Genomic DNA, 6090 nt, shown 5'->3' with positions numbered 1-6090 from the left:
CCGATGGCCACCGCCTGACGGCACGTCACCAGCCGGATGGGCCACCTGCGTCCGCTCCGACGCCCGGTCGTGCGCTCGCTCCGGCGCCCGCTCGGGGGTGTGCGCCTCCCGCCGCGTCGGGGGCAGCGGGGCGCGCCGAGCGGCTGCGGAGGGCAGCGGACGCGGCGACGCGGCCCGGTCGATCGCCGCGCCCTGGGCGACCAGCTCCCGCAGCCGCTCGAAGAGGCGGGCCGGACTGGGCCGCTCCGCGGGCTCCTTGGACAGGCACATCCGGATGAGCGGCGCCAGTGCGGGCGGGACCGCCTCCAGGTCCGGTTCCTCGTGCACCACCCGGTAGAGCATGACCTCCGAACTGCCGGACCCGAAGGGCGTGTCACCGGTCGCCGCGTAGGTGAGCGTCGAACCCAGGGCGAAGACGTCCGTCGCCCCGGTCACGGCCACTCCGCGCACCTGCTCGGGCGCGAGGAAGCCGGGGGAGCCGACCGCCGTGCCGACGTGGGTGAGCGTGCTGGCGCCGCTGGACCAGGCGATGCCGAAGTCGATGATGCGCGGACCCTTGGGCGACAGCAGGATGTTCGACGGCTTCAGGTCGCGGTGCACCACCCCGGCCTCGTGCACGTGGGTCAGCCCCTCGGCCAGCGCCGCGCCGACCGCCGCGACCTCGGTCCACGGCAGCGGACCCTCGTCCCCGACCTTGCTGTACAGCGACGGGCCCGGCACGTACGCCGTTGCCAGCCAAGGGCGTTCGGCCTCGATGTCCGAGGCGACCAGCCGTGCGATGCAGCCGCCGCGGATCCGTGAGGCCGCCGCGACCTCGCGCGCGAAGCGGGTGCGGAACTCCTGGTCCTCGGCCAGCTCGGGCCGGATCAGCTTGAGCGCGACCTTCTGGCCGCGGCGGTCCGACCCCAGGTAGACGACGCCCATCCCGCCCGTGCCGAGCCGGCGGTGCAGACGGTACGGGCCGACGAGACGCGGGTCCTCGCGCCGGAGCCGCATCATCGCCACGTTTCTGTCCCGCCGTCAGGTCCCCTTCGTGGGGGCGTCGTCCGTCTCTGCCAGGCCACAGCTTACGGACTCCCTCGCACCCGGCGCTGACACGCAACGCACTCGCCTCTCAGGGACGACCCTGAGCCGCCCCGCGCCCGGTCTCCACCTGGGGTAGTAGTCCCTGCGGAGGAGAGTCCTCCCCGGGTAGGCACGGCAGACGGTACGCGGGCATGACGACCCGGAGGGCCGCCCCTCGTACGGTAGTCGTGCGCGGTGGGCGGGACGCTCGTCCCCCGAGGTTCCCGCCCGCCGCGACCAGCAGGAACAGCGGAGCAGTAGAGCAGCAGCAGACCAATCACAGCAGCAGTGCTGGGAACTGACGGGGAGTCGGAGATGGCCGTGCGGACGGAGGGGCCGGTGCGGCGGAGCAGCCGGAGCCGCGAGGGCACCCGGAACCCGCTGGTGGCGCTGGCCATCGCGCTGCCGGTGGCGGCACTGCTGGCGGTCGCCTTCGGCGGCTGGGGCCAGTTCGCGAGCCAGGCCGACACCATGCTGCGGCTGATCGGCCACTGAGGCCGGTCGCACCACGAGCGGCGGCGCCGCTTCCGGACTGTCGGTGAGGGCAGCCCGGGGGCGGCGCCGCATTTCTTCCAGCGGTCCCGTGGACGCCGTGAACGCCGAAGGGCCCGCCGTCTCCGGCGGGCCCTTCGGTTCGGTGCGCGATACTGGGATTGAACCAGTGACCTCTTCCGTGTCAGGGAAGCGCTCTCCCGCTGAGCTAATCGCGCGGGTGGTGATGCTGGGTGATGCAGAGGCCCGCGAGGGACCAGTGCGCGATACTGGGATTGAACCAGTGACCTCTTCCGTGTCAGGGAAGCGCTCTCCCGCTGAGCTAATCGCGCATGGAGGTGGAGACGGGATTTGAACCCGTGTACACGGCTTTGCAGGCCGTTGCCTCGCCTCTCGGCCACTCCACCGAGGCGGAGGGACCGACAGGCGGCCCCCGATCCGAGCGGACGACGGGATTCGAACCCGCGACCCTCACCTTGGCAAGGTGATGCTCTACCAACTGAGCCACGTCCGCGTGATCTCCGTTTCGCTTCCCGCTCGTTTCCTTGCGGTCCGCGTCCCGGCGACGTGTTGAACTTTAGCGGATTCCCGCCCCAGCTCAAATTCCGTATCACCGGGGTGCGTCGCGGCGTGACCTGCGCGGTCGTCCCGAGCAGGCGTTCCCTGCGGCCTGGACCTAGACTTCGGGCGCGCGGCGACCCCGCGCGACGCCCGCCGGAACGCACACAGAACACGAGCGCACCGTGACCCAGCCCCCTGCTCCCCACCTGCCGATGGCCCGCTTCGCCGGGCGGCTCGCGACCGGCCTGCTGGAGGTCAGCGGGGACCCCGCGGTGCTCGACGGGACCGGCTGGTGGGCGGTGGTCGCCGACTTCGAGGGGCGGATCACCTGCGCCCGCTTCGCGGACGTCCGCGCCGATGGCGGCGCCGCCGACCCGGACGGCTGGCTCGGGCCCGCGGCAGGGGAGTGGCGCAGCTCGCTGGACCGCGAGCAGTACGTCGCCGGGGTCGACGCGGTGCGCGCGTACATCGCGCGCGGCGAGGTCTACCAGGCGAACCTGTGCCGGGTGCTCGGCGCGCCGCTGCCCGACCCGGCGCGGGCCGACGTCGACGCGCTCGCCACGCGGCTGGCCCAGGGCAATCCGGCGCCCTACGCCGGCGTGGTCCGGCTGCCCGGGCACGGAGTCGAGGTGGCCACCGCCTCGCCCGAACTGTTCCTGCGACGGGACGGACGGACCGTCAGTTCCGGTCCGATCAAGGGGACCGGGCGCACCGAGGCCGACCTGCTGGAGAAGGACCACGCCGAGAACGTCATGATCGTGGACCTGGTCCGCAACGACCTCGGCCGGGTCTGCGAGACCGGCAGCGTCACCGTCCCCGAGCTGTGCGTGGTGGAGAAGCACCCGGGGCTGGTGCACCTGGTTTCCACGGTCGAGGGGCGGCTGCGGGACGGTGCCGGCTGGCCCGAGGTGCTGGGCGCGGCCTTCCCGCCGGGGTCGGTCACCGGTGCGCCGAAGTCCAGCGCGCTGCGGATCATCGAGGAGCTGGAGACCGCGCCGCGCGGCCCGTACTGCGGTGCGGTCGGCTGGGTGGACGCCGACCGGGGCGTCGGTGAACTCGCCGTCGGCATCCGGACGTTCTGGGTGGACCGGGCCGAGGGAGAGGTCCGCTTCGGCACCGGGGCGGGCATCACCTGGGGCTCGGACCCGGAACGCGAGTGGGACGAGACCGAGCTCAAGGCCGCGCGCCTGCTCGCGATAGCGTCTGAGCCGCAAGCGGCACACTGAGGCGGAGGAGGCCCGCGGTGCGGATCTGGGTCAACGGAGAACTGCGCGAGGCGGAGCAGGCCGAGGTCAACGTCCTGGACCACGGACTGACGGTCGGCGACGGCGTCTTCGAGACGGTCAAGGCCCTCGACGGCCGGGCCTTCGCGCTGCGCCGCCACCTCGACCGGCTGGAGCGCTCCGCGGCCGGGCTGGGCCTGCCCGCGCCCAAGCGCGAAACGGTGGAGCTGGCCTGCGCCGAGGCGCTGGCCGCCAACCCGATGCCGCTCGGCCGGCTGCGCATCACCTACACCGGCGGCATCGCGCCGCTGGGCTCCGACCGCGGCGACGCCGAGCCCACGCTCGTGGTCGCGGTCAGCCCGGCGCCCGTGCGCGCGGGCGCCGCGGCCGTGGTGACGGTCCCGTGGACGCGCAACGAGCGCGGTGCGCTGACGGGCCTGAAGACCACGTCGTACGGGGAGAACGTGGTCGCCCTGGCACGGGCGCACGCACAGGGCGCCTCGGAGGCGATCTTCGCCAACACGAAGGGCGAGCTGTGCGAGGGCACCGGCTCCAACGTCTTCGTGGTCGTCGGAGGCAAGGTGCTGACCCCGCCGCTCGCCTCCGGCTGCCTGGCCGGGATCACCCGCGAACTGGTCCTGGAGTGGACCGGTGCGGAGGAGGCCGAGCTGCCGTACGAGGTGCTGCGGACCGCCGATGAGGTCTTCCTCACCGGCACGCTGCGGGACGTGCAGGGCGTCTCCCGGGTGGACGACCGCGAGATCGCGGGCGCCCCCGGGCCGGTGACGGCCGGGGTCGCCGAGGTCTTCGCGCGTCGGGCCGCCGAGGACCTGGAGCCCTGAGCACCGGAAGCCACCGGGAGACCTTGACCACCGGCAGCCCTGAGCACGGGAGCGTGAGCCCATGACGACCACCTTGCGGCCGGAGGCCGCGGAGGCGCGCGCCGCCGACGGATCCCGGGCACGCGCGTACGCGATCTGCGTCAACGGCCGCCCGGTCGGCCGCATCGCCCTGGAACTGCGGGCCGCGGAGCGCGGCGTCGCGGAGATCACCGAGCTCTTCGTCGAGCCGGAGGGGCGGGGCCGGGGTCGCGGCACGACCGCGGTCCTGGCCGCGGAGGAGGTGCTGCGCGAGTGGGGTGCGGACCGCGTCATGCTCAACCCCCTGGAGCCGGAGGAGCCAGAACGGCTGCTGCGGTGGACGGGCGCGCTGGGCTACCGACTGCGCTCGCGCAACATGGTCAAGGAGCTGACGGGCCCTCAGCCGGGCCTGGCGGACGGCCTTTCGGCGCGTCCGCTGGAGGGAGAGGCGTACGGGCGCTGGTACGCACGGGAGGTCGCCACCTACGAGGAGGTGCTCCGGGGAACGGGTCTGACGCCGGCTCAGGCGCGCGCCAAATCGGAGGCGGACCACGTGTCGATGCTGCCGCAGGGGCCGCACTCCCCGGACACGGTGCTGCGCGAACTCGTCACCGCCGACGGCGAGGTGGCGGGCTGGCTGTGGCTCAACACGGCCGACTCGCAGGCGCGGCCGCCGTGGATCTTCGACGTGCTGGTGGACGCCCGCTTCCGCGGCCGCGGGTACGGGCGCGCCCTGCTGCACCTCGCGGAACGGGAAACCCGGGCCGCGGGCCGCAGCCGACTCGGCCTCAACGTGTTCGCGGACAACGTCGCGGCGAACGCCCTGTACGAGTCGCTGGGCTACCGGACCTTCCGCTGGTCCCTGACCAAGCCGCTCTAGCGGCACCGTGGGCAGCCCCCGCGTGGTGGTGGGCTGCCCACGGCGGCGTGGCGGTCAGGCGAGGAGTTCGACGATCCGGTCGCGGAGGCCGGCCTGGCTCTCGCCGCCGTCGAGGCGCGTGCCGGCGACGACGTAGGTGGGCGTGCCCTTGATGCCGATGGCCTTGCCCTCGGCCTGGTCGGCGTCGACCGTCAGGATGTGCCGGCCGTCGATCAGCGCGGTGTCCATCTCCTCGGCGTCGAGCCCGAGTTCGTCCGCCACCTGGACGAGGAACTTCTCGCCCTTCCGGCCCAGCTCCTCGGTGCGGGCGAGCACGGCCTCGACGTACTCCCAGCCCCGCCCCTGCGCGAAGGCCTCCTCCGCGGCCTGCGCGGCGGCGAAGGCGTGGGCGTGCTTGGGCAGCGGGAAGTGCCGCAGGACGATCTCGACGCCGTCCCCGAACTGCTCCCGGAGGGCCCGGACGTCCTCAAGGGCGGTGGCGCAGTCGGGGCACTGGAGTTCGCACCAGAACTCGACGGTCTTGTGGGTCATGGCCCCGATTCTCCCATCCACCTGCGGGGAGCTGCGGAACAGGCGGTTGTCCCGGAGGCGTATCGGATTCGGCACCTCGCCGGAGCCGTTCGGGGGAGGATGGTCGAGGAGGCTCCTGGGCATCTTCACCGGAGGGAGCTCCGGGAGAGCACCAGGCCGAGGGAGGCTGAGCACGATGACCGCGACCGTGTGCCTGCTGGTGTCCGTCGCTTTCCTGGTCCTGGCCGTGCTGTCGGGTGTCCGGCGCAGGCGCCGGGCGGCCGTGCGGTGGTTCGCGCTGGCGCTGGTGCCGGCCGGGCTCTACCTGACCGGGCTGGTGACCATGTTCCGCAAGGTGGGCGAGGCCATCGGCTCCTGGGCCACCCACCTCGTGTTCGATCCGCGCGTCTGGGCCGGATTCGCGATGCTGGGCGCGGCCGTGCTGCTCCTGCTGGCGACCGGGCTGCTGCGGCGGCGCTCCGCCAGGCGGGGCGGCGAG

At 73.4% G+C, this 6090-nt stretch carries 6 protein-coding genes, 4 tRNA genes and 1 pseudogene; 5 read left to right on the top strand and 6 right to left on the bottom strand.

The window, feature by feature from the left end; all coding sequences use genetic code 11:
- The coding region (locus tag ACFP3V_RS25900) for a serine/threonine-protein kinase (RefSeq protein WP_380588165.1) at nt 1–999 on the bottom strand (999 nt) is incomplete at its 3' end.
- Between the two features lie 381 nt (nt 1000–1380).
- Between ACFP3V_RS25900 and ACFP3V_RS25895 the strand changes: the two genes are divergently transcribed.
- On the top strand, nt 1381–1560 hold the full coding sequence (locus ACFP3V_RS25895; protein WP_380588163.1) for a hypothetical protein: 180 nt from the start codon (nt 1381–1383) through the stop codon (nt 1558–1560).
- A 143-nt stretch (nt 1561–1703) separates the two neighbouring features.
- On the opposite strand, the gene ACFP3V_RS25890 is transcribed toward ACFP3V_RS25895, so the two are convergent.
- The 4 genes from ACFP3V_RS25890 to ACFP3V_RS25875 form a co-directional block, all read right to left on the bottom strand.
- Nucleotides 1704–1775, bottom strand: a tRNA-Val gene (locus ACFP3V_RS25890).
- A 42-nt stretch (nt 1776–1817) separates the two neighbouring features.
- Nucleotides 1818–1889 (bottom strand) — tRNA-Val (locus ACFP3V_RS25885).
- Nucleotide 1890: 1 nt separating this feature from the next.
- Nucleotides 1891–1964: transfer RNA gene (locus ACFP3V_RS25880), tRNA-Cys, on the bottom strand.
- Nucleotides 1965–1998: 34 nt separating this feature from the next.
- Nucleotides 1999–2071, bottom strand: a tRNA-Gly gene (locus ACFP3V_RS25875).
- Between the two features lie 259 nt (nt 2072–2330).
- Here ACFP3V_RS25875 and ACFP3V_RS25870 point away from each other — a divergent pair.
- From ACFP3V_RS25870 to ACFP3V_RS25860, 3 genes are all read left to right on the top strand, one after another.
- Nucleotides 2331–3344, top strand: a complete 1014-nt coding sequence (locus ACFP3V_RS25870) for a chorismate-binding protein (RefSeq protein WP_380588167.1) — start codon at nt 2331–2333, stop codon at nt 3342–3344.
- Between the two features lie 17 nt (nt 3345–3361).
- On the top strand, nt 3362–4183 hold the full coding sequence (locus tag ACFP3V_RS25865) for an aminotransferase class IV (protein WP_380588160.1): 822 nt from the start codon (nt 3362–3364) through the stop codon (nt 4181–4183).
- A 61-nt stretch (nt 4184–4244) separates the two neighbouring features.
- Complete coding sequence (locus tag ACFP3V_RS25860) at nt 4245–5081, top strand: GNAT family N-acetyltransferase (protein WP_380588157.1); 837 nt, start codon at nt 4245–4247, stop codon at nt 5079–5081.
- A gap of 54 nt (nt 5082–5135) precedes the next feature.
- Here the strand turns inward: ACFP3V_RS25860 and ACFP3V_RS25855 are convergent, their stop codons facing one another.
- The gene (locus ACFP3V_RS25855; RefSeq protein WP_380588154.1) at nt 5136–5612 is read right to left on the bottom strand and encodes a DsbA family protein; all 477 of its coding nucleotides are present in this window, start codon (nt 5610–5612) and stop codon (nt 5136–5138) included.
- Between the two features lie 175 nt (nt 5613–5787).
- Between ACFP3V_RS25855 and ACFP3V_RS25850 the strand changes: the two are divergent.
- A pseudogene (locus ACFP3V_RS25850) lies at nt 5788–6090 on the top strand (hypothetical protein); the annotation flags it as partial.

Origin of the sequence: Streptacidiphilus monticola (assembly GCF_042658505.1) — a bacterium.
GTDB classification, from domain to species: domain Bacteria; phylum Actinomycetota; class Actinomycetes; order Streptomycetales; family Streptomycetaceae; genus Streptacidiphilus; species Streptacidiphilus monticola.
Note: the sequence above shows the minus strand (reverse complement) of the source record. Positions and strands in the feature narration are given on the sequence as shown.